The following is a 26,125-nucleotide window of genomic DNA, read 5'->3' on the forward strand; positions in this document are numbered from 1 at the left end:
GTACATGGTATAGAAGCAAAACGCAATACCCCTGAAAGCGCCAGAAAGTAGGCTTCCAGGGGTATAAAGGAGGCAGGTACTTGATGCGGCGCTTTACGTTGTGTTTTCCAGTTACCGCACCACCAGCTTGGCGTTTTCTTTCGTGTGTTTTGACACTGCCGTTAGGATGTACACTCCTTTGTTCAGGTTATGCGCAAACAGCAACTCGGTTTTGGCAGACCCATCTTTGTTGGTTACTGCGGTTGTGGTCAGTATCGCACGGCCTCTCACATCATAGAGTGTAAGCGTAACCGCTTCATTCTGCTCAAAATTATTCAACTCCACGAAAGCCTTGTCGCCTGAACTCGGATTCGGATAAACCAAAAGTGCAGACTCGTCAACATCTATACCCCCGATGGACGCTTTCGCTACCGCAGAGGCGGAAAGAGCTTCGGCTGTAGAAAGGGCAATGGTCAGGTAGTTAGTCTCGGCACCGACAGCAGGTGCCGCCATGTTGCCGCCCAAAGTAACCTTACCCGACGGGAATGACTTGCTGAAGAGCACCATGGAGCTATTCTTGGAGTCGTCCACGCCCAGTCTGTCGGAGAGTCGCTGCCAGCTAGAGAGCCAGGAAGGCAGGGACGTGCCGCGCGGGTCATAGGCAACATATACCGTGGCATCCCTTGTCAAATTAAAGGTCAGCAGGGAGCTGCTCGTATTCCGCTTGTCATCGTTCGGCGGCTGGATGAGCGTTGCTCCCTGCAACGAAGCTGGCACCGAGGTGATTTGGTAAGTGCGGTCGGTATACATGCGCTTGCCAACCGCCAGGTCTGTCACCGTGTAGCTTCTGCCTGTGCCAACTGTTACGCCCGTAACCAGCGCTCCGGAACCGTTAATGACTGTAAAACTCAACGTTAATGGCTCACCGGCCGTGCCGCTTGCTTTGGAGCCCGAGTACGGCACAGCGTTAAGGGTGTAATTTCCCACCGCTGGTGTCCATGGATAGTAGCCCCCGCGCGTGTCGTCGCCGAACAGCGCATAAGGCGCTACGCTCTCCGTCACGCTCTTGGTCTGCGTCCCGGTCAAATTGAACTTCACGCTGCCCACCTTGCTCGGACTGGTATTGGCCCGAATGTTAAGGTTTTTCGTTGGCAGGCTAGCCAGGTTCAGTGTGGCACCGCTGGTCAGGACCATGATATCGTTGTCGTTATCAGCATTAACCAGCGTCATGCTTATCACCCGCTGTCCTGAACTGATTGGACGGTCCGTGACGGTGAAGCTAAGGGTTATCGCTATACCTGCTGCCCCTGTTGCCTTAGATCCTTCATAAGGTGTAGCCTGGAGGGTATAGCTACCCACCGCTGGCGCCCAGGCGTAATAGCTCCCGCGTGTGTCGTCGCCGAACAGCGCATAGGGCGCTACGCTCTCCGTAACGCTCTTGGTCTGCGTCCCGGTCAAATTGAACTTCACGCTGCCCACCTTGCTCGGACTGGTATTAGCCCGAATGTTAAGGCTTTTTGTCGGCAACTCGGCTAAGTTCAGCTCATCTCCAGATACCAGGTCGCGTATAGGCACATTCGTCGCCGCATTTATTAAAGTCAGACTCACTACTTGTGTGTTGCCGCCACTTGCCGGACTCACGGTTACAGCAATCTGCTCCTCATCAGAGCGTGTAGGCGTGCCGTTGTCCGTAACCCTCACACGGAAACTATACACACCCTCGCTTGTTGGCGTCCAGCTAAAGGCCCCTGAGGAGGCATTGATCGTTGCCCCGGTCGGAGGGTTTACAAGAGAGTATGCCAACACCTGGCCCGCGTCCGCATCGGTGGCAGTGGCGGTGAAGTTTAGGGCCTGGCCCACCTTGGTCGCCTTATCACCAATGGCAGCCAGCACAGGAGCGTGGTTGGAACTGGACGTTTCGATAACCAATTGGGGTTTATTCTGGGAACTCTCCTTACTGTTGAAGCTCAGGCTCACTACCCGGTTGGCCGGGTCACGAAGCAACAGGCTGACGATTTTGTCACCTATAAGCTGGGCCTGCACAAAGTCAGTCACATCCAGCTCATGGTAAACTGCCTGGCCACCCACGCTCACCGAGCTCAACGCCCCAGCCTGTGCTACAGGCGCATTGTTCCACGTAATGCCTTGCTCCGTCCAGGAGTCGTTTGCGACCCCATAGGCCGCCATGCCTATACTAGCAGCACTTTCTGTGTTGCTGCCATACACCCGCAGCTTAGCTGACACCACGCTGCTCACCCCACTCAGGGAGAACTTCAGGTATGAGTTGCGCGCATAGCTTTCATTGCTGGTGGCCTTTACCAACAGTGCCGCCTCGCTCCCGTAGTTCGTGCTCGCGTAGCTACCGCCCCGCACGAAGGCATCGGCCACCGGTGAGAGCGTCAATTCCCCTCCCGCCGGACTCACGGTTACAGTAATCTGCTCCTCGTCGGAAAGGACAGGTGTGCCATTGTCTGTTACTCTCACGCTAAAGGTATAGGTCCCCTCACTTGTCGGAGTCCAGCTGAAGGCGCCTGTAGCTGCGGCAATAGCGGCACCGGTAGGTGCGCCTACCAACGAGAAGCTCAACTGCTGCCCCGCGTCCGGGTCTGTGGCCGATGCCGTGAAGTTCAGCTGCTGGCCCACCGTCACCGATTTTCCCCCGATAGCCGTCAGCACCGGCGCCTGGTTGCTTGGCGATGCCTCCTTTACAGAGAGGGTATAAGTCGCGCTTTCTGAACATGTGTTTTGTGTTGCAGTTACGGTAATGGTTGCGTTAGACACAACCGCTGTTGGTTTTCCGCTGATAACCCCGGAGCTGCTGTTAATGCTAAGCCCTGCAGGCAATCCCGTCGCCTTAAAGGTATACCCCGTAGGAGCGGTCGTAACCGTTTGCGTATAGGAGTCACCTGCTGTCGCGGTAGGCAAAACCGTCCCCGAAGCTGGAGTAAAAGTCAACGCTGGGCAAGGCGGCTCTGAGCAGCCAATGGACATACTTTGCAAAGTAGGAGTCACGCTGGTGTTGGAAGTGGACAAATCGGCGCGGTACTGGATATAGCGCGAAGTGCCTCCTACCGTAGCCCCACTTGCCGGAACAGCTTTGAACGCTGTCCAGCTATTATCCGGGGTTGGCGTATTGCCCTGTCGTTGGAAGATTGCTAGCGATGTGCCTGTAGGCAAGTTTGCCGTCCAGGCCGCTTCATCCCACACTCTTTCCCCACCACCGTCATATACCCTGGAAGTAAAGCTGCCAGAAGAAACATACGGCGTAACGTAGAGCCAGTCGATGGATACAGCCGGACCTCCTACAGTATAATCGCTGGCTCCCACCCGCATGGGGGTAGTCAAGGTTACTGTTTCAGTATGCACCAAAGCACCATCGATGTAAAACTCCACATTGTTCGTGTTCCAGTTGATGCGGTAACTGTGCGAGGCACCAATGAAACTTCCGGGTATGTTGAAATCTGAAAAAGCACTTCCATTCCGTACTCTCGCCTGCAGCCCCGTTCCGGCATTGCCAGTGCTGAACATAGCCCATATCAGGGTGTTGTTGAACATATCCACGTCATCGCCTGCGCCAAAACCGATATGCTGGAAACTGCTTGCACCAAACATCGCGACAAACTCCAAAGATGCCCCGGGACCAAAGGTAGTGCTCACCGGCTCAGTGTTATATCGGGCTCCATCTACGGACACTTGCCCGTTCGCAACTGTAGACGCGCCGCCAGCGCTCCATGGAAAACTTTGCCACTCGCTGGCAGGAGGCAACGTGGTGAACTCCTCCGCTACCTGTGGCATCAGTTTAACGCCACCAGCAGTGGCATAAGTGCTGGCGCCAGCCGTCCCTTTGTTAAAGTCTGCAATAGACAGATCCGAAAAACAGGCGACGGCAGGCGTAGTAAAACTCTTCGGCGCAGCAGGCGGAGCAGGTGACGTTGCGGTGTTGGATGCGGCGTCGGTGGAGGTTACCCGGTAGTAATAGGTAGTGCCGGAGGCAAGACCGCTAAGAGTCATACTATGGCTGGTCACTGCACTGGCATCAGTAGTCTGCAGGTTCAGCTGCCCGGCAGCCGTTCCATAGTCTACCCTTGAACTGGAGGCCTTGTCGGTCGTCCAGGTAATAGTGGCAGTTCCGGCACTAGACTGTGCAGCTGCTACCGCTGTTATTTGCGGAGCCTCGTTGTCACCTTCGTAAGTTGCCCGATACGTACCGTTGCTGGCCGGGAAGAAAGCGTACGCGATACCTTTTATCGTCTCGGTGGTATAAGACAGGTTACCGCCATTCAAGGTTATAGCTGTTAACTTGCTGCCAGCAGCATCCATGGGCACCATGCCTCGCAGGTTGTTGGAGCCACTGGCGGCCGTAACTGTAAAGGACAAAACTTTGCCGCTCCAGCTCATGTTGCCGAACGAAGAGTTATTGCGCCCATCCAGCCAGGTAAGCATTTGTTTTGAAGACACAACAGGCACCTGGCGCTGCAGTGCCGCGGCAATAATGGCATTTGATCCATTGCTACTGTTACCTCCGTTCGCATCGGTGTGCATGTTGGCCGTAAATACGCCATAGTATCCTTTCGTGCTCAGCGCATTGTCCAGAAGCGAGGCAATGTGGGTAGCATAGGTTATCCCAGACTCATCTGTCATCTGCGTTGTGGCCTGATAAACGTCAATTAGCGAGCCGTCTGCATCGGCAAAGCGCATGGGCATTCCTGAGCCGGTAAACATTCCGGGGCGGTCGTTCACCCATGCCGCCGGCCAATAGTAATAGTTTGCATCCAGCCGAATGCCGTTCTCTAACTCAACCTTAGGCTGCGTGGCCCAATCGCTCCAGGCAATACAGTGTGTTCGGTGTGTGGTGGTTTGTGAGATGCTCGGGAACTGGGCTGCAAGATCCGCAAGCTGGCCAGTGAACATTTGTCTCAATGTAGCAGGTGTGTAGTTTGCGCAGCCCGTGTTCAAGTGCAGACTGATTTCAAAGCCCTGTGCTTCGAAGGCAGCCGCCTGTGCATCTGTGATGGGTGTGCCGGGGTAGATGTATGATGTGCTTCGGATGGCGGTCCAATTATCCACCGCTTGTTGTGTGTTTGCGGGGCTTTTAGCAATGTAATCGTTAAACCTGCCAATTGTTCCGCCATTGCCATGGTCATCGCCCGTCATCACAATGGCGGCCTTCAGGCCACGGGGCAAGTACCAGAAACGGGGCAAAGGCTTCTTGTGCATGTTACTTTGCAAGATGATGTTGGCCAGCAACCGCTGCTGTTCATCGGCCTGCGGGATGGCTACTTTATTTAAATCTACCCAATCCGGGTAGAACATATCGTCTGACCGTATAGGCTGACTCTGTCCATCGCGTTTTTGGCCAGCCCAGGCGGGGTTACCCTGACGGGTATAGACAATGGACTTGGCTAAATCATAGGTAAAGGCAATCGCTTTGCCTCCGTTGGTGCCCACATCGCGCAAGGTTACCGCTGGGTTGGAGGTGGCAGTGTTGGCGGCAGAATACAAAGTCGCCAAGGTTTTCGCTCCGCTTGAGGCAACCAAGGTATAGAGGTTCGCGGTACCATGAAACTGCATCGTTTCGCCCACAATTCCGACACCCGGCCCACTCGCCGTGTTTACCTTTATGTATTGGTCGGAGAGGGTGCCGGTGGCAGGCGCAATTCCTAGCAACGATGCCAGTTGTGCATCCGGTTTAAAGGCGATTAAAGTGCCCCCTGAGTTTACCCAGTTGGTGAGCATCGTCACCTGAGCCCCGGAAAGTGCCATCTCTCCGAGTATAACCACATCATAGCTAGCCAGCGCCGTGCTATTCACCTCCGAGATATGTTTCGCCGCAAACTCATTGAAGCCTTCTGCCCGTAGAATTTCTACAGCGTAGCGGCTAAACGGATTGCTGGAGGTGCTTAGCACCAGAATGGGGCCACCGGGGCCATCGTTAGGTGAAGGCGGTGGCGGTGGCGGTGTAGCACGGGTCGTAAACGACGAGGTAAAAGTAGTTGCCAGCGCATTGCCAGCCACATCTTTTACACGAGGGTCTGTGCTGCCTCCCTTTACCTCAATGGTATAGGTAGTTGAATAACTCAGGGCTGAGGAGGGATTGAGTGTGGCCGTGAGCGAAGTGGCATTGTATGCTACGGTTGCGGCAACTGCCGAGCTGCCTTGGAGCAGCCGAACGGTTGAACTGGTAACCGTGGCAGGGTCCATCGCTTCATTAAATGTCACGCTTACATTGGCCCCTTCGTTCACGTTGGCAGCGTTATTTTGTGGCACTGTAGAAGCAACGGCGGGTGGCGTAGTATCCGCAGTGCCTTGTGTGGTGAAGACAACATCGACAAAGTAGTTGCTGGACTGGTAATTGTCAGTCGGGAAGGTTGGTGAGGCAGCGTATTTATAGATGCCATTCAACCCGTCTTCCCCGTTTGCCAACGCACGCAAAGGACCATTTACCTTCGCCACATCGAAGTATGGATTGGTGGCGGAGTAATTGCCGGCGCTGCTGTGGTAAGAAATGACATAAGTAGTATTTGCCGTGATAGCAACTGGCGAGGCAAAGCCCACTTGCTGCCATCCCGAAGCTGACTCGTTCGTAAACGTAGCCTGTGCCAGCAAACTGCCAGTGTTGCTGTAAAGCTGGCCAATGTGGGTGCCAGTGTTCGCCGCCTGCTTGTAAAAACGCACCCCGGTAATGTACCCATCAGTGGTTGAGCGAAACCTCATACCGAGCTGAATGGCTTGCCCATCGTTGTAAAATGTACTGCCTGACGCATCAGTCGGCTGAAAAACAGAACAGGGGCATGCAACCGGATTGGGGTCCGTTACCGTTACTGCAGTTGTTTTTACCGCTGATATGTTTCCTGAATCGTCAAACGACCTGCTTTTAACGGAGGCTGCGCCTTGGGTTGTGGGGGTCCAGGCATACGTCCAGCTCGTGGTGCCAGAAGCTAAGCGCCAGGTGGTGCCGCCGTCTGTAGACACTTCTACCCCGGCCACTACGTTCGCGTCCGAGGCAGTGCCGGTTATGTTCACCGGGGTGCCGCTGGGAGTAGTTGCGCCGTTACCCGGAGAGGTAATGGTCACAGTCGGCACCTGCGCATCTGAAGACGCGGAGGCAGCCACCAGACCAGACTGGAGTGTGGTCGGCTGTACGCGCATATCTGCAAACAGATTGACCGTAGCCTGCTGCATGGCAGGACTAACCACTTCATTGCCACGGGCGTGATTACTGTCTAAGCCCCAGGCCCATTGTACAGTACCGGCCCCAAAAACTAAGGCGCCGCTGCTGTGCTTGTACAAGGTAAGATGATGCGTTTTCCCGTTGAGCACTGTCTCAGAAAGTATGATTCTGCCAGCTGGGTAAGTTGCGCGATACCCCTCCTGCTCCGGGTTCCATTCATATCCCAGTGAGTTTTGGGTAAGTGCTAAAGATTGTCCATTGCCCAAAGACGCGACGCTTGTGTTGCGCCAGAATCGAAGGTTTTTGTATACGCTAGGCACCTGGATGGTACCGACTGTACCGTCCCAACTTAGCTGCCCAGTCAACTCGTTTTCCGGGTCGCAACCGTCAGACGAGGGATACTCGCAGCCGCTTCGCCACAGTCCTGTCCATTCCGGGCTGGGATCGCATTTGCCGTTGCACTGGTTTTCCCCGAGGAGTCCTTCCTTGTAGCACACCAGAGTGCGGTAAGAGGTGTTGGATCCGTCAATGCTGTTCTCCCAGCGTGTTTTCCAGTATATTTCGTTGCCACTGAAAAAGGCTAAGTTTATACCTTGATCCCGGGCAGCGGTCACGTTGTCGCGCATGCCCTTCGACCAGTACTCGTCGTGCCCAACAGACATAAACACTTTGTGATTCTGAATGAGACTGCCACGGCGGTCCGTATCCGCATCCGTGGTGTAAGAAATATCATAGCCGTTTTTTTCGAGGAAGCGGATCATAGGGTACTCTGCATTGAACAGCCAGTCTTCTTCAGCACCGCCTCCGCCGCCGCCTTCGCGGGTATAAAACGGTCGGTTGTAGCTTACCTTAGAGGCTTTACCCCCTGCACCCGTGTATAGACTCTTGCCATTGTTCGCATCGCCGTACACGTTGTAGGCCTGCCAGGTAGCATCAGATGTCTTAAAAAACAGATCCGCCGTGCTGGCGTCATCCCGCACCACAAAGGCAATATGGCTGGATCCGCCGTTATCGGCTCTGGTGAGTTTGGCTAGGTAAACACCCGACACAGCGTCACTGGGAATCTGCCATTCGGCCGAATTGGCCCAATTGCCGCAGTCCAGCAATCCGGTGCTGCCAACCGTCATACAGGAGGGCTGGCTTTGGGGCAAAGTGGCCGTTACTATTGCGGAACCCACCAAACGAGCCCCTTTACCCTGATAGTAACCCAACCTATATACTTTTATGCTATAGTTTGTAGCGTTGCTTTTAATCTTGAAAAGGGCTTTTTGACCTTTGTTGTAACTGATATCAGTCGCATACCCTTGAATGGTCTTGTCACCAACCCCATTGATCTCCCACTCCGAAGCATCCGTTCCTGTTTTGGAGTTTTCGGTTTGTATAGCATTTTGCCCATATACAGGGGTAACACCATAGCTGCATATCGCGAGCAAAAGCAGCACTATTTTATTTCTAATTTGTAAATAATTTAACATATCGGGCTTGCTTACTTCTGGAATAGAACAAAATGCAAATAATAACACTATGCAGGCGGGATACCTGTGTGGAGGGGGATGTGTGGAGAGAGAAATAATTTAATTAATACAATATTTATTATTACAAATAATATATTATTTGCATATTTTGGCAATAAAATTCATCAAAGCCTTAATCGGCTCCTAAAATTTAACTCGGTCGGTTTTTGAATTATTCTACGTGAAACAAGTAGCAGTTGCAAGAGTCACTACCAATATTAAATTATAAAAATGAAGATAATTTCAACAAATAATTTAATCAGAATAAACCTTAACAGCACAATAAAAAATATTATGATGTTAATAGCATCAGTAGTATTATTAGTATACTTGTCCTACATTTTTTTGAATAGAAAAAATACCCCTAATCTGTAAAGGTGCAGATACGCAGGGTTAAATGTCAGAAAAACAAGTTTAAGAATAATTCTGGTAGTTAATTTTGAGGAGATACTAATTCGCCTAGAAAAGTGACGCTCAGGGTAATCCTGTGACAAATGCTGAATATAGGTTTGTAATCGATAAAACTACCTTGCCTACTCCCCGCAGCAACTTTACAAATCATTGCCTCAGTATGATGTGTATATTTAGTTGCTTAATAATAGACGGATGCGTAGAAAAGGATCTGAATGTGCGTAACTCCGCTGCAATGCCAGCGGTAAACGGTTAACGCAAAAAAGCCGGACCCATCTTCGCCAAAAAGCAAAAGCGGGTCCGGCTTAATAACAGCAGCGAATTCATCGGCTGCTTATGTTTGTTGGCTAAACATAGCTATACTTATATACTATTACTCTGCCATACGCTTACTCAGCCGTCCAGAGCACACGCTCCTGGTCTGCCAGGATCAGGAGCACGCGCGGCGGGTTGGCCACGATCACCACGCGCATCTCCACGCCCGGGAAAGAGTCAGACTCTACCCACACGCCTTCTTTCTCATCGTGCTCCAGATCCGCCTCAGGGTCCAGGGTGCTGGCCAGGTAAGCGGTTGGCAGCAGAATGTCTGCATCAGATTTCAGTTTGCCGTGTACGTCTTCCAGCACATCCTCCAGGTAGTCGCCATACTCCTCGTTGAAGTCATCTTCCAGGTCGTGCAGCGCTTCCTCCATATCATCGTAACGCGCATCGTTGTAGTCCAGGCCGTTTAATTCCTGTTTCTTGGCAAGTATCGCAACGATGGATTCGTTTAAGGCATTTACATTCATGGGATCGTATTTTTTACAAAGTTGACAACATGCGGTAGCAATTGCAAATAATCGGTTTGATAATTTGGCCCGGCGCATCTCCGGTTTTGATAAAGGCTTAAAAAGCGTATTTTTACAACAATCTACCTTTAACCCTTTAAAGCTATGGCTACAGACCTCCTGCCCCTAAACGGCACCGACCATATAGAGTTTTATGTAGGCAACGCCAAACAGGCCGCCCACTTCTACCAAACTGCCTTCGGTTTTAAGCTGGTGGCTTACGCCGGTCCCGAAACCGGGGTGCGCGACCGGGCCTCCTACGTGCTGATGCAGGACAAGATCCGGTTTGTGCTCACCACCTCCCTCGACCCGACCTCCGACATCTCGAAGCACGTGCTGCAGCACGGCGATGGCGTGAAGGTGCTGGCCCTATGGGTGGACGATGCCGAGAAGTCTTTCCAGGATACCGTGGCACGGGGCGCCAAGCCCGCCTTTGAGCCCAAAACCCTTACGGATGCGCACGGGGAAGTGAAGATCGCCGCCATCCATACCTACGGCGAGACGATCCATACCTTTGTGGAGCGCCGCAACTATACCGGCCCCTTTATGCCGGGCTTTGTGGCCAAGGAGTCTGTGCTGGAGGTAGCGCCCGTGGGCCTGAAGTATGTGGACCATTGTGTGGGCAACGTTGAACTGGGCCGCATGAACGAGTGGGTCGGGTTCTACGAAAAGGTGATGGGCTTCCAGTTGCTGCTTACCTTCGATGATAAGGACATCAGCACAGAGTATACTGCCCTGATGTCCAAGGTGGTGTCTAATGGAAACGGGTATGTCAAGTTCCCGATAAACGAGCCGGCCAAGGGCAAAAAGAAGTCGCAGATAGACGAGTACCTTGATTTTTACCGCGGTGCCGGCGTGCAGCACATCGCCGTGGCCACCGACGACATTCTGCATACCGTTTCGGAGCTGCGCAAGCGCGGGGTGGAGTTCCTGTACGTGCCGGAAACATACTATGAGACCCTGTTTGAGCGCGTGGGCACCATCGACGAGGAGATGGAGGCCCTGAAGGGGCTAAACATCCTGGTAGACCGCGACGAGGAAGGCTACCTGCTGCAGATTTTTACCAAGCCCGTGGAGGACCGCCCAACTGTTTTCTTCGAAATTATCCAGCGAAAGGGAGCTAAATCATTCGGAAAAGGTAACTTCAAGGCGCTGTTCGAGTCTATTGAGCGTGAGCAGGCGCTGCGCGGCAACCTCTAGGCAAAAAATCCGCACCAGGCGGTATAAATTGGTTAGAATTGCTTTATTTTGATATTACTATACATCACACCAGTTCCGTTGAACGTACTTCGGGTGCAGAGCGGACTGGTGTGCTGCATTCTATATAACATCGCACTAAAAATTAATCAGCAAGCATAAAAACATGGTGGAGCAATCTATACAGACTAAAATAGACCAGTGGCTTTCGGGCAATTACGACGAGGCCACGAAATCAGAGATCAGAGGACTCGTGGACCGCAACGAGCATGAGGCACTGGCCGACGCTTTTTACAAGAACCTGGAGTTCGGCACCGGCGGCCTGCGCGGCATTATGGGCGCGGGCAGTAATCGCATGAACCGCTATACCCTCGGTATGGCCACGCAGGGCCTCTGCAACTACCTGAAGCAGAACTTCCCGGACCAGAAAATCAGCGTGGCCATTGCCCACGACAGCCGCAACAACTCCGATGTGTTTGCCCGCGAGACGGCTGCCATTTTCTCTGCCAACGACATCAAGGTATACCTGTTCGAGGCGCTGCGCCCTACCCCGGAACTGTCTTTTGCCATCCGCCACCTGGGTTGCCAGAGCGGCGTGGTCATCACGGCCTCCCACAACCCAAAAGAGTACAATGGCTACAAGGCTTACTGGAACGACGGCGGGCAGGTAACAGCTCCGCACGATAAGAATATCATCGCTGAGGTGAACAAGATCACGTCTATCGACGACGTGAAATTTGAAGCCAAGCAGGAGAATATCGAGATGATCGGTACTGCGGTGGATGAGGCCTACATGAAAGAAGTGCTTGGGCTCTCGATCTCGCAGGAGGCCATCAGGCGACAGCATGACCTGAAAATAGTGTTCACGCCAATCCACGGAACGGGTATCACGCTCGTGCCGGAAATCCTGAAGCGCTTTGGCTTCACCAACGTAACCGTGGTGGAAGAACAGTCGGAGCCGAACGGCAACTTCCCGACGGTGGTATACCCAAACCCGGAGGAAAAAGAAGCCATGACGCTGGCCATGAAAAAGGCCGAGGAACTGGACGCGGACCTGGTGCTGGCCACAGACCCGGACTCTGACCGTGTGGGCATCGCGGTGAAAGACCTGCAAGGGCAATTCGTGCTCCTGAACGGAAACCAAACAGGCGCGCTCCTGATCAACTACCTGCTGCAGGCATGGCAAAACGCCGGCAAACTGACAGGCAAGGAGTATGTGGTGAAAACCATCGTGACCACCGACCTGATCAAGAAGATAGCGGACGCCTACAACGTGACGATGTACGAAACCCTGACCGGCTTTAAGTATATCGCTGAGATCATCCGCAACCTGGAGGGCAAGGAAACATACATCGCGGGCGGCGAAGAGAGCTACGGCTACCTGGCCGGCGACTTCGTGCGCGACAAGGATGCGATTTCCTCCTGCGCCCTGATTGCCGAAATGGCGGCGGTGGCCAAAGACAACGGGCAAACCCTGTTCGAGATGATGGTGGATATGTATACCCGGTATGGCTTCTACAAGGAGGAGTTGGTGTCGATCACGAAAAAGGGCATGCGCGGCGCAGAGGAGATTCAGCAAATGATGACCGAGATGCGCAGTATACCACCACAGACCATAGCCGGTTCCAGAGTGCTTGAAGTCCGCGACTATAAGGCAGGCACGCGCAAAAACCGGATCACAGGCGAGGAGAGCACCCTGGACTTTGAGAGCTCCAACGTGCTGCAGTATCTGACCGAGGATGGCAGCAAGATTTCTGCCCGCCCGTCCGGCACGGAGCCTAAGATCAAGTTTTATGTGAGCGTAAACGAGCCAATGGCCTCCAAAGTCGACTACAATGCCACGGCACAAAAACTGAACGACAAGATCCAGCAGACACTGATTGACCTGAGGCTTAAGTAGGTTGAATTGCTAAATTGTTTGATGGCTGCATGGTTGGAGGAAGACATCCCCAACCATGCAGCCTTTTTTATTCAGATCCTTGTGGTAAAAATCCCAACTGGTTCAGAGCCGTTTCGTCTCCTATTCCTGTTATACCACTATCAAATCTATTTTGCGCAGTTAGGTTTGCTCATCTGGGAGATGCAAAACGAAAACCTCCCCCTACCCCCACAATTAACATCAGCTTTCTCGTGAACTCGAGCATAGATATAGGTTAACCTGCTTTCAAATAAGTTTTTCTGCTTTGGAGAAGTATGGTTTAGCTAGATCAGGGCAAAATGATTCCCAGTTTTTCTGGGAGGCGCCGGGGGTAGGGGCCCTCTATTTGTAGATTTCCGGTGCCACGTCAGTGGCAGCCGTTAGGCAGGAAATGTACACAGCGCCGAGCGGGAAAACGCGCCCCAGCTTAAGTAGGGCCCCTACCCCAGGCGTGGAGCGCAAAGCAGGCTATGAAAAGAAGGCTGTTGAAGTTTTGAAATAACCACTATATTTCCGAGTTAACCTAGTTTTACCTCCCGAGGGTATAGGCCCTCTATTTATACCAGATTCCTCTACAGAATGACAAATAGCCTATGGTTTGGCTTGAATAAACCTGTTCCACTCCCATGAAAGATATACTTTCCAATAAGCAAAGAGTGGTATAAAATAGAAAAGCCACTGTCATGAATAACAGCGGCTAATCCTACCTTGGCTTATGGTTAAGTTTGTGTGTTCTCTTTAGAACGGAGGTTCTTCATCAAAATTGGATGACGGGAAACCGCCGCCGCTGTTTCCGCCGTCGTTCATGCGGCTGCCCAGGCGGATAGAGCCCGGCGCATCGGCGTCAAACGTGCTGTTTGGCAGGGCGTTAAAGCCGCCCATCGCATCACCGCTGAAGTCGTTGTCCAGGTTGGTGAATTTGGTATACTTACCGATAAACTTCAGCTGCACATTCTCCAGCGATCCGTTTCGGTGCTTGGCGATGATCACCTCTCCTACCCCAGCGGTCGGGTTACCCATTTCATCCTCTGTGATGCCGTAGTATTCCGGGCGGTAGAGAAAGAGCACCATGTCGGCATCCTGCTCAATTGATCCGGACTCTCGAAGGTCAGATAGCTGCGGACGCTTGTCGCCCCCGCGGGTTTCCACGGCACGACTCAGCTGCGAGAGCGCAATAACCGGCACGTTCAGTTCCTTGGCCAGCATCTTCATCGCCCGCGAGATCGAGGCAATTTCCTGCTCCCGGTTACCGCCGTTCTTGCCATCCGCGTTGCCGCTCATCAGCTGCAGGTAGTCAATGATGATCATCTGGATATCAAACTGGGCTTTCAGGCGGCGGCACTTGGTGCGCAGCTCCCGTATGGAAAGGCCCGGCGTGTCGTCAATGAAGATCGGTGCCTCGGTCAGTTTCGAGATCTTGTGGTTGAGCTGCGCCCACTCATAATCCTCGAGGTTACCTTTTTTGATTTTCTCTGAATCCAGCTCTGCCTCCGATGAGATCAGACGATTCACCAGCTGCAGCGACGACATCTCGAGTGAGAAAATCGCCACACCCTTTTTAAAGTCGACGGCTGCGTTGCGCATACACGAGAGCACGAAGGCGGTTTTACCCATCGCCGGACGAGCCGCCAGAATCACGAGGTCAGACTTTTGCCAACCGGAGGTAACGCGGTCCAGGGCAGCGAGGCCGCTCGGCACGCCCGTCAGGCCGTCTGTCTGCTTGCGCTTCTCTTCCAACTCTTTAATAGCCGAGTGCATCAACGAGCGCATGTCGTCGAAGTTCTTGCGGATGTTGGATTCGGACACCTCGTATAGCTTTGCCTCGGTCTTGTCGAGCAGGTCAAACACGTCGGTGGTGTCTTCGTAAGCGCTGGAAAGCACCTCCGAGGAGATAGAGATCAGGTCCCGCTTGATGGAGTTCTCCGTGATGATACGGGCATGGTACTCGATGTTGGCGGCGGAGTTTACGCGCGTGGTCAGCTGTGTGACGTAGTAGGCCCCGCCTGCCAGCTCCAGTTCGCCATTCTCGCGCAGCTCATGCGTTACCGTCAGGATATCGATAGGCTCTGATTTGTCGAACAGGCCGATAATGGCCTTGAAGATACGCTGGTGCGCCTCCTTGTAAAAACTCTGCGGGCGCAGAATGTCAATCACCGTGGTCAGGGCGTCCTTTTCCAGCATCAGTGCGCCTAACACGGCCTCCTCCAGATCGAGCGCCTGCGGTGGTTTTTTCCCCAACTCCGACACAGCAGGGGCCTTCTTTTGCCACCCGTTGCGGTTGCCCGCAGGCCGCACGTTCATTTTCATCTCCTCCATAGGTACAAATTTAAAAAACATGGCAGGCAAGTAATCCACATCCTCATCTGAGTAATCCACATTCCGGCACAAGATATCAACATATTAGTAGAGGCCTATTTTATATTTGCCGAGGACTTCTAACTTTGCCTGTTAGCAATTAGATATGCCGCGCATGGAGAAGAAGGAATTCCAGTATATACACCTGATAGCCGTTGGGGGGAGCATCATGCACAACCTAGCCCTGGCGCTGCATGACAAAGGCCTGAGAGTGACGGGCTCGGACGACGAGATATTTGAACCCGCCAAAGGCAGGCTGGCCAAGGCAGGCATTCTGCCCGCGCAGGAAGGCTGGTTCCCGGAGAAGCTGGACGCACGGCCTGACGCCGTGATTCTGGGCATGCACGCACGCCCCGACAACCCGGAGCTGAAACGCGCGCAGGAACTGGGCATCCCGATCTTCTCCTTCCCTGAGTTTATATATGAGCAGAGCCGCGACAAGCAGCGCATCGTGATCGGCGGCAGCCACGGCAAAACATCCATCACCTCCATCATCATGCACGTGCTGCAGCAACTTGGCCGCAAGTTCGACTATGCCGTGGGCGCGCAGCTAGAGGGTTTTGACCGGATGGTGAAACTGACGGACGATGCCCCGATCATCATCATCGAGGGCGACGAGTATCTCTCTGACCCCATCAAGCGGGTACCGAAATTCCACTTATACCACCACCATATCGGCGTGATCAGTGGCATCAGCTGGGACCACATCAACGTGTTCCCGACCCCGGAGGTATACCGCGAGCAGTTCAGGATTTTCGCTGAGATGACCCCGAAGGCAGGCACCCTGATCTATAACCAGGATGATGAGCAGGTGCAACTGGTGGCCGTGCCACGCAACCCCGCCGACATCGCCTACGAGGGTTATACCGTGCACGAGCACAGTATCCGCAACGGCAAAACCATCCTCCATACCAAGAAAGAGGGCGATGTGGAGATTCCGCTTTTCGGGGAGCACAACCTCCGGAACATCAGCGCGGCAAAAGAAGTATGCAAAAAGATCGGGGTGAAGGCACACGATTTTTACGAGGCGCTCCGCACTTTCAAAGGTGCCGCCAAGCGCCTGGAGAAGATCGGGGAAAAGGAAAACAGCATCATATTCCGCGATTTTGCCCATGCCCCCTCCAAAGTAAAAGCCACCACGCAGGCCGTGAAAGCCCAGTACCCGCAGCGCGAGCTAGTGGCCGTGCTGGAGCTGCATACCTTCAGCAGCCTGAACCGCAATTTCCTGCCAGAGTACGCCGGGGCGCTGGACAAAGCCGATGAGGCGCTGGTATACTTCAACCCGAAGACCATTGCCCACAAGCAGATGGAGATGCTGACGGAAGAAGAGCTGAAACAGGCGTTTGCCAACCCGCGCATAAAAGTTTATACCGACTCAGAGGCCCTGCAGCAGCACTTGACCAGCCGCAGCTGGCAAAACGCCAACCTGCTGCTCATGAGCTCAGGCAATTACAATAACATGAACATGGAGACGCTTACCAAGGCGGTTCTTTAACCAAAAAAACAGAAAAGCCATGAAGCTGAACCTTAAGCGTCCGCTCGTATTCTTTGACCTTGAAACCACCGGCACCGACATCTGCAAAGACAGAATTGTGGAGTATAGCCTGCTCAAGGTGATGCCCGACGGCCAGGAGATTCTCCAGACCCGCCGCATCAACCCCACTATCCCGATTCCGCTGGAGACGAGCCTGATCCATAATATATATGATGAGGATGTGAAGGATTGTGCGCCTTTCAAGCAGGTGGCCCGCGAGCTGGACCAGTTTCTGAAAGGCTGCGACCTGGGTGGGTATAACCTGCTGCGTTTCGATATTCCGCTGCTGGCGGAGGAGTTTCTGCGCTGCGGCATCGACTTCGACATCGACAACCGTAACGTGGTGGACGCCTGCCGTATTTTCCATCAGATGGAGCAGCGCACCCTGTCGGCCGCTTACCGCTACTACTGCGACAAAAAGCTGGAGAACGCGCACAGCGCCGAGGCCGACACCGTCGCGACCTATCACATCCTGATGGCCCAGCTGGACCGGTATGAGCACACTGCCGTGGAGACTGCAGCTGGTGTGGAGGAGTTCCCGATCCAGAACAACATGGAGCAGCTGCACAAGTTCACCGTGCAGAAATCAGCCGACCTTTCGGGCCGGATCGTGTACAACAACGTTGGCCAGGAGGTGTTTAACTTTGGCAAGCACAAAAACGTGCCCGTGGAGGACGTGCTTCAGAAAGAACCTGGCTATTACGATTGGATGATGAAAAGTGAGTTTCCGCTGCAGACCAAGAAAGTGCTGACGCGCATTCGCCTGCGCAAGGTGCAGCTCTCATAGCTTTTTCGTAGCCCACACGCAGCATACCCAAACACGAAAGCGGCTGCTAACCAAGGTTAGCAGCCGCTTTCGTGTTTGGGGGGAAATACAATAGGCTGTTATTCCCGATGATTTTTGAGTTTGACATCGCGCAGCAGGTTGTTGTTAGGCGCAACCACGTGCGTACACGTGTTGCCTGCGTTGCGCGTGTCGCATTCGCATCCGGTTATTTTGTTTCCGGAGAAGGCAAAATAGCAGAAGTTGCACCCTGCCGAAGCCTTGCAAATCTGCTTTTGGCCTTTACTGCTGAGGTATAAGCTGTTATCGGAGGTCCTGTCCAGAGTGAGGGCCATGGAGCGGAACTGCCCGTTCAGCATCCCAATGCCGACGAGGTAATAAGCGGGCTCATCCTCCTGCGTCTCCTGCACCTTCCGGATCACGACCTGGCTAACCACTGTGCCATCACCGAACTCACGGATAAAAGGCTGAAACAACTCCTGCCGGGCCACGATGTAATCCACGCTATCGAAGACAACCTGGGCCAGCAGCTTTCCATCGTATGCCAATGCCGGCACCTCTTCAATTCCCTCATCTATGTCCAGCAGTTCCATGTCGCTATCGTTGCTGATGGAGCCGGGACCCGAGCAGGCGCCGAGCAGCAACCCCGCTGTAATTATGGTATACAGACAGAGCGTCCGCATCCAGCTACGTGTACTTTTCATCATGTATGGTTGAGGCTGTGTTACCGCCCCTTATAATGTTGGAGCGCCTCAGGCATCCATTTGTTCAGGTCGCTCTGGCGTGTGCCTGAGCTTGGGTGAGTGGACAGAAACTCGGGTGGGGCCTGCCCGCCGCTTTTCGCTTCCATGCGCTGCCAGAACGGTACGGCCGCCTGCGGGTCGTACCCGGCCATGGCCATAAAGATCAGGCCCAGGTGATCCGCCTCTGACTCCTGGTTTCGGCCATACTTCAGCAATCCTAACTGAGAGCCTACCCCATACACCGACATGATCAGGCTGGAGGCGGCTCCGGGCTGTGCGCCTGCCAGCGCAGAAAGCGTCTGCCCGCCAAACTGCTGCGCCAGGGCCTGGCTCATACGCTCGTTGCCATGCTTGGCGATGGCGTGGGCAATCTCGTGGCCCATCACCACGGCAAGGCCTGTCTCATTTTGGGCAATCGGCAGAATGCCGGTATACACCACGGTCTTGCCACCGGCCATCGCGAAGGCGTTTACCTGATCGTCCTGCACCAGGTTAAACTCCCACTGAAAGCCGTTGAGCTCGTTGCTGAGGTTATTGGCGGCCATATACTGCTCCACGGCCCGCTGAATCCGCTGCCCTACCCGCTTTACCATGGCGTTAGCCTGCGCGTCGCGCGAGAGCTGCTTCTCTTTCAGAAACTGATTGTAGGCGGCGTAACTCTGCTGTTGCATCTCAGCATCAGAAACCAGGTTGAGCTGCCGGCGACCGGTAATGGGTACCGTGGTACAGGCCACCATCATGACCGCCACTATAGCGAAGGCAATTATTCTTCTATACATATACATCGTTTTAAAATTTTAGTGGACATGCGGGCTACATCAAAAGTTGAACCACTCTCATGCCCCCTGATCTGACATGCTTAAATTTACTAAAAACTATATTTAACCGACAGCGGCAGAGGCGTATCTTTTTTATCATTTTGAGGCATCCTCAACTTACCTGCCCGCCATTGCATGGGTTATACGTCAGCAATGCCGTAATTTGTTTTCCGGCCGTTCTGCGTACAATATATACCCACGAGCCGGGGTTATTTTATAGAGGGCTTCGTCTCTCCCTGTTCCGACTGAAGCAGAGCGTATACCGGAATAATTTTTAAATCTTTTGCTGCACAGCAACGTTAGAAACCCTATTTTTGGAATTCAGAAATAGCCAAAACAGCATGAAGATACTTGCCATCGGAAGGAATTACGCCGACCATATAGCCGAACTACAGAATGAGGTGCCGGACGAGCCGGTCATTTTCTTCAAGCCCGATACGGCCATCCTGCGCAACAACGAGCCTTTTTACTATCCGGACTATACCTCGGATGTGCACCACGAGGCGGAGCTGATCCTCCGCATCTGTCGGGAGGGAAAGGACATCGACCGCAAGTTTGCGCACAAGTATTACGATGGTATCGGGCTGGGTATCGATTTCACGGCACGCGACTTGCAGGCGAAAGCCAAGGCGAAGGGCCTGCCGTGGGCACTGGCGAAGGGGTTCAACGGCTCCGCGCCAGTCTCTGAGTTCCTTCCCCTCGACCTGTTCCCCGACTTGCGCAACATCAACTTCAGGCTGGACGTGAACGGAGAGACCAGACAGCAGGGAAACTCGAGAATGATGCTCAATCCATTTGAAGACATCATCGCGTACATCTCGCGCTTTATCACCTTAAAAACAGGAGACATTATATTTACCGGCACACCGCAGGGCGTAGGCCCGGTGCAGCTAGGAGACAGATTAGAAGGGTATGTTGAAGATAAAAAATTACTTGATTTCGAGATTAAATAGCAAACGCCTCACGCTGGCGGCACTCACACTGTTCACAGCCTTTGGCGCGGCGGCCCAAATCGCCCCGCAGCCGGGCTATTTCCTTTTCCCGATAAAACCCGGGGAACGCAATTTCCTTTCCGGCAGTATGGGTGAGATTCGCTCCAACCACTTCCACGGCGGGCTCGACATCAAGACCGATCAGCGCATTGGCCTTTCGGTGCACGCCGCAGCCGACGGGTATATCTCCCGCGTGAAGCAGTCGACGTATGGCTACGGCAACATCATCTTCGTCACGCACCCCAACGGGCTGGTGACTACTTATGCGCACCTGTCTGCGTTTGGGCAGCCGCTGGCAGACCATATCCTGGCGAAGCAGTATGAGAAGAAGACCTTTGAGCTGGAGCTCTTCCCGGAGGCGGGCAAGTTTCCGGTGAAGCGCGGCGACGTTATCGGCCTTTCCGGCAACACGGGCGGCTCAGGCGGTCCGCACCTGCACTTTGAGATCCGGGACGAGAAAGACCGCCTGTATAACCCACTGAAGTGCAAGTTTCAGGAAGTGCTGGACACCACGCCGCCCGACATCTACAGCTTGGGCATTGTGCCGCTCAGCATACACTCCCGCGTAAATAACGAATTTGGCCGCGCCGAGTTCCGGACCACCCAGAAGGGCAACGCCTATACCATTGCCGACACGGTGTACGCCAACGGCCTGCTGGGCCTCGAGCTCCAGACCATCGACCGCCTCGACGGGGCCGCCAACAAGAACGGCACGCAGGAAGTGACACTTTACGTGAACGGACAGCAAGTATACAGCCACTACATCGACCAGGTTCCCTTTGAGCTTTCGAGGCAGGTGTCGCAGCACATCAACTATAACGTGTACAAGCGCGAGGGCCGCACGTTCCAGAAAGCGTATGTGGACAATGGCAACGACCTACCCCTCTACAAATCTCCGAACGCGCACCAGGGCCGCATCAGCATCTTCCCGGACTCCACCTACCAGATCAAGCTGGTGACCCGCGACTCGTACGACAACAGCTCGTCACTCAGCTTTGTGGTGAAGGGCCGTCAGCCTTCCTTTACCAAGTCGTTGGCCAGGGATGTGAAAAAGGCCTCGCTGCGCTATGACCTGATCGGCAACATCCTGAAGATAAGCGCCACCGACACCAGCAGCACTCCGCAGAACATAGAACTGCTGAAAGGGGGCAAGGCCCTGATGCTGGTGCCAAGCTACATGAAAAACTCACAGTCGGTGGGCCTCTTCGACCTGCGGGCCGGTCTTCCGGACTCCATGCGTTTCTGTGGCCTCACGGTGCCTTTCGACATCAACAAGCTGGTGCCTCCCGGCCAGGAGATTTCATTCACCAACGAGTACCTGAAGGTGCTCTTCGACAAGCAGTCGCTTTACGACACTCTTTATTTCCAGACCAAGCTGGAGAACAACGTTTATACCGTCGGCGACTTCTTCACTCCGCTGCTCAAGGGCATCCAGGTTACCATCAGGCCAGACATGACGGCGGTGAAAGACAAATCGAAGGCGGCAGTTTACTTTTTAGGCACGGGGCGTGGCAAAGGCTTTGTTGGCGGCACCTGGGGCGAAAACAACACCCTCACCTTCTCCACCAAAAACATGGGTAAGTTTACGGTGCTGGAGGACACGCAGCAACCATACATCAAATTAGTGAGCAAGAGCCGCGACCAGATCCGGTTTAAGATATCCGATAACCTTTCGGGCCTAAACTCATTCAACGCCTATGTGAACGGGCAGTGGCTGCTGATGAAGTACGAGCACAAAACAGCAACCATTTGGTCTGAGAAACTGGACAAGAACACGCCATTGTCCGGTGAGTTTGTACTGAAGGTGAAGGACAACGCCGGCAACGAAGCCACTTATACCACCACTATCTGACAGAACGCATGGAACTGAACATCGGAGACAAAGCCCCGGAATTTGTGGGCAAAGACCAGAACGGTAAAACCGTAAAGCTGAGCGACTACCGCGGCAAGAAAGTGATCATGTACTTTTACCCCAAAGACAACACCTCTGGCTGCACGGCCCAGGCCTGCAACCTCCGCGACAACTACAGTGACCTGCAGCGGGAAGGCTACGAGGTGATCGGGATCAGCACCGACAGCGAGAAATCACACCAGAACTTCATCAGCAAATACGAACTGCCTTTCACCCTTATCGCGGACACAGACAAGGAGATCGTGACCAGCTATGGGGTATGGCAGGAGAAATCCATGTATGGCCGCAAGTACATGGGCACCATGCGCTATACCTTCCTGCTTGATGAAGCGGGCGTGATACAGGACATCATCAGGAAAGTAAAGACAGCAGAGCACACCAGCCAGATTCTGGAAAAATAATCCCCGCATGTCAAGCTGCCGCCATCCTCTGGCGGCAGTTTTTTTTAGGTATGCGCAACATGTTTTAGCCGAAAAGATTTTGGGGCTTCAATAATAAGTGTAATTTTAACTCTTATTATTGAAACGCGTATTGCCGCACCTTTTAATGTATTGTGTTTGCATTATTAGCACCGCCATAGTTGGCATATTTGCAAGGCAATCGTTTAATTGCAGATAAATTCTTAAATTGATAACTAATAACCTCCTATAAAGTGAATCCACACAACAAAAGTATCGAAGAGCTGCAGGAAATAGCATCACAGGTTCGCCGGGACATCGTGCGCATGGTGCATGCGGTTAACTCCGGCCACCCGGGCGGCTCGCTTGGCTGCACCGACTATTTCGTGTCGCTGTACTTCAAAGTGATGAACTACAGCACCGACTTTACCATGAACGGCGAAGGCGAGGACCTTTTCTTCCTGTCAAACGGCCACATTTCGCCGGTATGGTATAGCACCCTGGCGCGCGCAGGCTTCTTCGACCCGAAAGAACTGGCCACGTTCCGCAAGTTGAACTCACGGCTGCAGGGTCACCCCGCCACTGAAGAAGGCCTCGAAGGGATTCGCATCGCTTCAGGTTCGCTTGGCCAGGGGCTGTCAGTTGCCATCGGCGCTGCCCAAACCAAAAAACTCAACAAAGACAAAAGCCTGGTATATGTGCTGATGGGCGACGGAGAGTTGGAAGAAGGCCAGGTATGGGAGGCGACCTTGTATGCCCCACACAATAAAGTGGACAACCTGATTGCCACTGTAGACAGAAACGGCCAGCAGATAGACGGCTCCACGGAGGAAGTGCTTTCGCTGGGCGACCTGCGCGCGAAGTTCGAGGCCTTTGGCTGGCATGTGCTGGAGGCAGACGGTAACAACTTCGAGACGCTGCTTCCTGCGCTGGACGAGGCAAAAGCGGCTACTGGCAAAGGAAAGCCAGTGATGCTTCTGATGGACACGCAAATGGGCTATGGGGTAGACTTCATGATGGGCTCGCATAAGTGGCACGGTGTGGCCCCGAACGATGAGCAACTAGAGATTGCCTTGCAGCAACTGGCTGTAAAAACGGCATCTGACTACTAAATAAACATCTCTTCTTTTTCCGGCGGCGCAGATTGCTGCCGTAAAAAGCTTTTTTCTGGTTTTGCCTTACTTCCCTGCTATGGCCCCTTGGCGCAACCTGTTCGCGGCACTCACCTTGTTGCTGATACTGTCAGGGCAAGGCGCGGCGTTCGGCCAGGAAGACCAGCAGGCCCTGCCGAAGACCCGCATCCTTTTTTTGCTGGATGCCTCGGGCAGCATGCTGGCCAAGTGGGAAAACAGCGACCGCATGTCGGTGGCCAAAGATCTGCTGGCCCACCTTGTGGACTCGCTGGAGCGCTACGACAACGTGGAAGTGGGCCTGCGGGTATACGGGCACCAGTTTGGCAGGGAGCGCAACGACTGCAAAGACACGCGCCTGGAAGTACCGTTCTCAAAGAACAGCACGGAGGCCATCAAGAAAAAGCTGACTGAGATTGTGCCCCGCGGCAACACACCCATTACCTACTCGCTGCAGCTGGCGGCGAATGACTTTGAGGACGAGAAAACACGCAACGTCATTATCCTGATCACGGATGGGCTGGAGTCGTGCGGTGGAGACCCGTGCGCCATGTCGCTGGCCTTGCAGAAGAAGCGTATTTTCCTGCGGCCATTTGTCATCGGCATCGGCATAGACCCCGAGTTTGAAAAGCAGCTCAACTGCATCGGCCATTACTACAATGCGTCCGACGTGAACACGTTCCGGTTGGTGCTGACCGAGATTGTGATGCAGGCGCTGAGCAAGACAACCGTGAGCGTGGAGCTGCTGAACGACGACGGCCGCGCCGTGGAGACCAACGTGAACATGACGTTTCTGAACACCCTGACCGGTGAGCCGGAGTACAACTACGTGCACGCGATGGGAGAAGGCGGCAAACCGGACATGCTGGCTGTCGACGCGCTCATCTCTTATGATTTGGTTGTGAACACCGTTCCGGCCGTGGTGGAGCGCAATATCAGCATTGAGCCCGGCAGGCACAACGCCATCCGGGTGAAGGCCCCGCAGGGCATGCTATACCTGCGCCAGAACGGGCCGTCTCCGTACGGAAACCTGTCTGCCCTCGTAAAGCAGCAGGGTACAGCGCAAACGCTGCATGTGCAGTTGTTCGGGGAGCAGCAAAAGTACCTGACGGGCACCTATGACATAGAGATTCTGACACTGCCGCGCATCTATCTCAAAGCCGTGGAAGTGAAGCAGGGACAGACGAACACCATAACCATCCCGCCACCGGGCCAGCTGGCCGTAGCCTCGCAGATGAAAGGCTATGGCAGCATTTACCTGATGGAGGAGCATGGCGGGCAGCGCTGGCTGTGCAACCTGCCCGAAGAGAACAGCAGACTGACGATGGCCTTACAGCCGGGGAATTATAGAATGGTTTACCGCACGAAGTCCGCCCAGGCGAGTAAATTCACAGACGTAAAAGACTTTACAATTAAATCGGGCGCGACCACAACCGTAAAAATTTTCAACAGATAGATGAAAGAATACACGTATTCAGAGAAGAAAGACACTCGTTCTGGCTTCGGAGCCGGCCTGCAGGAGCTTGGCCGCACCAACCCTAATGTAGTAGCCCTTTGCGCCGACCTGGTGGGTTCGCTAAAGATGGCCGATTTTATCAAGGAAAACCCAGAGCGTTTCTTCCAGATCGGTATCGCGGAGGCGAACATGATGGGTATGGCCGCAGGTATGACCATAGGCGGGAAAATCCCGTTCACCGGCACGTTCGCCAACTTCTCTACCGGCCGCGTGTACGACCAGATCCGGCAGTCGATTGCCTACTCTGGCAAAAACGTGAAAATCTGCGCCTCTCACGCTGGCCTGACCCTGGGCGAGGACGGCGCCACGCACCAGATCCTGGAGGACATCGGCATGATGAAAATGCTGCCGCACATGACCGTGATCAACCCCTGCGACTACAACCAGACCAAGGCGGCCACCATCGCCATCGCCGACCATGAAGGCCCGGTATACCTGCGTTTCGGTCGCCCGGTGATTCCGGTGTTCACAGACCCGAACCAGAAGTTTGAGATCGGCAAGGCCTGGATGGTAAACGAGGGAACGGATGTCAGCATTTTCGCAACCGGCCACATGGTATGGAAAGCGATTCTGGCCGGCCATATCCTGGCTGAGAAAGGCATTTCCGCCGAGATCATTAACATCCATACCATCAAGCCCCTGGATGAGGAGGCAATCCTGAAGTCGGTGGCGAAGACCAAGTGCGTGGTGAGTGCCGAAGAGCACAACCGCCTGGGTGGCCTCGGCGACAGCATCGCGCAGGTACTCGTGAAAAACACCCCGCTCCCGATGGAGTATGTGGCCGTGAACGACACCTTCGGCGAGTCTGCCACGCCCGACGAACTGATGGAAAAATACGGACTGACCGAGAACGACATCGTGGCAGCCGCAGAGCGCGTCATCAGCAGAAAGCGGCAGTAAGCAGCTAAAAGCATCCTATACTAACG

At 53.8% G+C, this 26,125-nt stretch carries 15 protein-coding genes; 10 read left to right on the plus strand and 5 right to left on the minus strand.

Annotation, left to right across the window (positions count from 1 at the left end; genetic code table 11):
• Window positions 1–111 precede the first annotated feature (111 nt).
• Both MKJ04_RS07210 and MKJ04_RS07215 read right to left on the minus strand, forming a co-directional pair.
• Complete coding sequence (locus MKJ04_RS07210) at window positions 112–8,625, minus strand: N,N-dimethylformamidase beta subunit family domain-containing protein (RefSeq protein WP_317246709.1); 8,514 nt, start codon at window positions 8,623–8,625, stop codon at window positions 112–114.
• 839 nt (window positions 8,626–9,464) lie between these two features.
• Window positions 9,465–9,863: a hypothetical protein gene (locus MKJ04_RS07215; RefSeq protein ID WP_241640914.1), complete on the minus strand. Its 399-nt coding sequence runs from the start codon at window positions 9,861–9,863 to the stop codon at window positions 9,465–9,467.
• 144 nt (window positions 9,864–10,007) lie between these two features.
• Between MKJ04_RS07215 and hppD the strand changes: the two genes are divergently transcribed.
• Entirely contained in the window at window positions 10,008–11,102 is a 1,095-nt protein-coding gene (hppD, locus tag MKJ04_RS07220; protein ID WP_241640915.1) for a 4-hydroxyphenylpyruvate dioxygenase, read from the plus strand.
• Between the two features lie 163 nt (window positions 11,103–11,265).
• On the plus strand, window positions 11,266–12,999 hold the full coding sequence (locus tag MKJ04_RS07225; RefSeq protein WP_241640916.1) for a phospho-sugar mutase: 1,734 nt from the start codon (window positions 11,266–11,268) through the stop codon (window positions 12,997–12,999).
• A gap of 756 nt (window positions 13,000–13,755) precedes the next feature.
• Here the strand turns inward: MKJ04_RS07225 and dnaB are convergent.
• On the minus strand, window positions 13,756–15,333 hold the full coding sequence (dnaB, locus tag MKJ04_RS07230; protein WP_241640917.1) for a replicative DNA helicase: 1,578 nt from the start codon (window positions 15,331–15,333) through the stop codon (window positions 13,756–13,758).
• Window positions 15,334–15,487: 154 nt separating this feature from the next.
• On the opposite strand from dnaB, the gene MKJ04_RS07235 reads away from it, so the two are divergent.
• Window positions 15,488–16,867: a UDP-N-acetylmuramate--L-alanine ligase gene (locus MKJ04_RS07235; RefSeq protein WP_241640918.1), complete on the plus strand. Its 1,380-nt coding sequence runs from the start codon at window positions 15,488–15,490 to the stop codon at window positions 16,865–16,867.
• 19 nt (window positions 16,868–16,886) lie between these two features.
• A complete protein-coding gene (locus tag MKJ04_RS07240) occupies window positions 16,887–17,693 on the plus strand; it encodes a 3'-5' exonuclease (protein ID WP_241640919.1) in 807 nt (268 codons plus the stop codon).
• 98 nt (window positions 17,694–17,791) lie between these two features.
• Here the strand turns inward: MKJ04_RS07240 and MKJ04_RS07245 are convergent, their stop codons facing one another.
• Both MKJ04_RS07245 and MKJ04_RS07250 read right to left on the minus strand, forming a co-directional pair.
• The gene (locus MKJ04_RS07245; RefSeq protein WP_241640920.1) at window positions 17,792–18,397 is read right to left on the minus strand and encodes a hypothetical protein; all 606 of its coding nucleotides are present in this window, start codon (window positions 18,395–18,397) and stop codon (window positions 17,792–17,794) included.
• Window positions 18,398–18,414: 17 nt separating this feature from the next.
• Window positions 18,415–19,212 carry a M48 family metallopeptidase gene (locus MKJ04_RS07250; RefSeq protein WP_241640921.1) on the minus strand — a complete coding sequence of 266 codons (798 nt, stop codon included), beginning with the start codon at window positions 19,210–19,212 and terminating at the stop codon, window positions 18,415–18,417.
• A 380-nt stretch (window positions 19,213–19,592) separates the two neighbouring features.
• Between MKJ04_RS07250 and MKJ04_RS07255 the strand changes: the two genes are divergently transcribed.
• From MKJ04_RS07255 to MKJ04_RS07280, 6 genes are all read left to right on the plus strand, one after another.
• On the plus strand, window positions 19,593–20,204 hold the full coding sequence (locus MKJ04_RS07255) for a fumarylacetoacetate hydrolase family protein (RefSeq protein ID WP_241640922.1): 612 nt from the start codon (window positions 19,593–19,595) through the stop codon (window positions 20,202–20,204).
• Window positions 20,185–22,095: a M23 family metallopeptidase gene (locus MKJ04_RS07260; protein ID WP_241640923.1), complete on the plus strand. Its 1,911-nt coding sequence runs from the start codon at window positions 20,185–20,187 to the stop codon at window positions 22,093–22,095. The genes MKJ04_RS07255 and MKJ04_RS07260 overlap by 20 nt, the downstream gene beginning before the upstream one ends.
• Window positions 22,096–22,103: 8 nt before the next feature.
• Window positions 22,104–22,556: a thioredoxin-dependent thiol peroxidase gene (gene bcp, locus MKJ04_RS07265; protein ID WP_241640924.1), complete on the plus strand. Its 453-nt coding sequence runs from the start codon at window positions 22,104–22,106 to the stop codon at window positions 22,554–22,556.
• 251 nt (window positions 22,557–22,807) lie between these two features.
• Window positions 22,808–23,665, plus strand: a complete 858-nt coding sequence (locus MKJ04_RS07270) for a transketolase (protein WP_241640925.1) — start codon at window positions 22,808–22,810, stop codon at window positions 23,663–23,665.
• 79 nt (window positions 23,666–23,744) lie between these two features.
• Window positions 23,745–25,139, plus strand: a complete 1,395-nt coding sequence (locus tag MKJ04_RS07275) for a vWA domain-containing protein (protein ID WP_241640926.1) — start codon at window positions 23,745–23,747, stop codon at window positions 25,137–25,139.
• Window positions 25,140–26,099, plus strand: a complete 960-nt coding sequence (locus MKJ04_RS07280; protein WP_241640927.1) for a transketolase family protein — start codon at window positions 25,140–25,142, stop codon at window positions 26,097–26,099.
• The last annotated feature ends 26 nt before the right edge of the window (window positions 26,100–26,125 follow it).

The sequence above is a fragment of the Pontibacter sp. E15-1 genome, from assembly GCF_022601975.1.
Taxonomy (GTDB): Bacteria; Bacteroidota; Bacteroidia; order Cytophagales; family Hymenobacteraceae; genus Pontibacter.